Annotated in this window: 3 protein-coding genes and 1 pseudogene; 2 read left to right on the forward strand and 2 right to left on the reverse strand. The window is 42.3% G+C overall.

Features of this window, described 5'->3' with window-relative positions:
* Positions 1-60: 60 nt before the first annotated feature.
* Positions 61-280, forward strand: a pseudogene (locus tag PSE7429_RS26070) (transposase); the annotation flags it as partial.
* Between the two features lie 19 nt (positions 281-299).
* Complete coding sequence (locus tag PSE7429_RS24015; RefSeq protein ID WP_009629733.1) at positions 300-554, forward strand: hypothetical protein; 255 nt, start codon at positions 300-302, stop codon at positions 552-554.
* Here the strand turns inward: PSE7429_RS24015 and PSE7429_RS22650 are convergent.
* Together PSE7429_RS22650 and PSE7429_RS22655 are read right to left on the reverse strand one after the other, a co-directional pair.
* Positions 539-1198 carry a P-loop NTPase family protein gene (locus PSE7429_RS22650; RefSeq protein WP_009629734.1) on the reverse strand — a complete coding sequence of 220 codons (660 nt, stop codon included), beginning with the start codon at positions 1196-1198 and terminating at the stop codon, positions 539-541. The two genes, PSE7429_RS24015 and PSE7429_RS22650, sit on opposite strands and share 16 nt — an antisense overlap.
* A 180-nt stretch (positions 1199-1378) precedes the next feature.
* On the reverse strand, positions 1379-1678 hold a 300-nt coding region (locus PSE7429_RS22655; RefSeq protein ID WP_158467669.1), incomplete at its 5' end, for a transposase.

A 1678-nucleotide genomic window follows, 5' to 3' on the forward strand; every position in this document is an offset into this window, starting at 1 on the left:
TTAAACAGGTAAGGATGGGCGGCGCGAAGCGCCGCCCATCCTTACCTGTTTAGCACTACCCGTAGGGCGATTTATACCACCAAGGCACTTGAGTCGATGAATAGCAGTTTGCGTAAGGTGATTAAATCTCAACAGATTTTCCCCTCGGATGAGGCTGCTTTCAAGCTGGTTTATTTGGCAATGCGAAATATCTCGAAGAAGTGGACGAGGCTCCATTCGTGATTGGAAGCCTGCTCTTAATCGCTTTGCCATCCTCTTTGAGGATCGTCTCCACATCTAGCTTCTAGACTTTACACAAAATGTTTGACAGTCTCCACTCTCAGCGAGAGTATGCCCGCGATGAAGATCAAGATGGTTTTTGTGAGGTTCATTGCAATACTATGGAGGGCATTTGGGTTGGTTTACGCAATTTTCTGCGTCCCTTTCGCGGTATTCACAAAAAGTATTTGTATCTGTATGTAGCCATGTTTGAGTGGGCTTACAATCTACGTTGGATTGATTTTGACTTCCTGCGTCGTCTTCTTTTTCCTCCTTCCACCTATTTACCTACATGAGCGAACGTTTTAATTTGATTCCTACCGATAATGCCAAACTCAGCATAATTGAGCGCATGGGAGAACATCATCCGCTTCGCATTGATCTCAATCCGCTTAGCATCACCCAACTTAGGAAAGTCAATTATAGTCACCCCATATTCCGAGATCGCTTTCTGAATACCTTCATGATTGTTGAAATATTCCCACTCATCACAACGCCCAAAATTTTTGATAAACACATGGGGAATATAGCCCTGATAATGTTCTAGAGAATTGATAAATAACTCAATAGAATCACTCTCACCATCGCTGACAAACCACTTCACAAACGAAATATTATTTTCCTTGCCCAGTTCTAATAACCCCTTAGCATCAATCCAAGTAGATACAGCGCGATGAACCTGAGCAGGAAGATTGACAATGACCATTTTTTTGAAAGCATAGTCAAAGATCAGATCTGGAGTATCCGCCAACTTTTCATTCTCCGAAAAGAAAGCAACCTTACAATCTTTGTAAATATTAAATAGCGTGGGATTACTGCGATCTGTCTCAATCCCTACATGAATAATGTTGTGATCAATAGCATATTGAATCATCGCGCGGGCAACCCAACTCTTACCCACACCACCCTTTTCGCCATCTATTAAATTAATGATTGCCATATCTGCAAGTTAGTACTTATTAAAATGTTTGAGCATCTCAGCTTGTCTTCGTCTTTCCATCTCATCATCATCATTGTCATCATCGCCAACATCCACATGATTGAGCTTAGGGACAACACTTTTGGAGCTAGCAGATTGCTTGTTTTTGCTAGATTTCTGGGTAAGAGCGTGTTTGAGAAGTTAAGCGAGACGTTTGAGGAGGATCTGAATCATGCCGACATAGAAAAAAGCCTCAGAAGTTTCAGGTAAAAGTTCGTACTCTCTTGTCAAACGCCGAAAGCGAGAAAACCAAGCAAAAGTAAGTTCAACCACCCAGCGCTTTTGTTGAACAACAAAGCCTTTTTGCCCCACAGGAGGAACAACCACTTGTAAGCACCAGTAAAAAGTATGCAGAATCGCCAGAACGAAAGCTTTCCCCTTATAACCACGATCTACCAAAATCGTTGATAGACGGGGGAAACGGTCACGAATTTGGTTGAT

This window comes from Pseudanabaena biceps PCC 7429, from assembly GCF_000332215.1.
GTDB lineage: Bacteria > Cyanobacteriota > Cyanobacteriia > Pseudanabaenales > Pseudanabaenaceae > Pseudanabaena > Pseudanabaena biceps.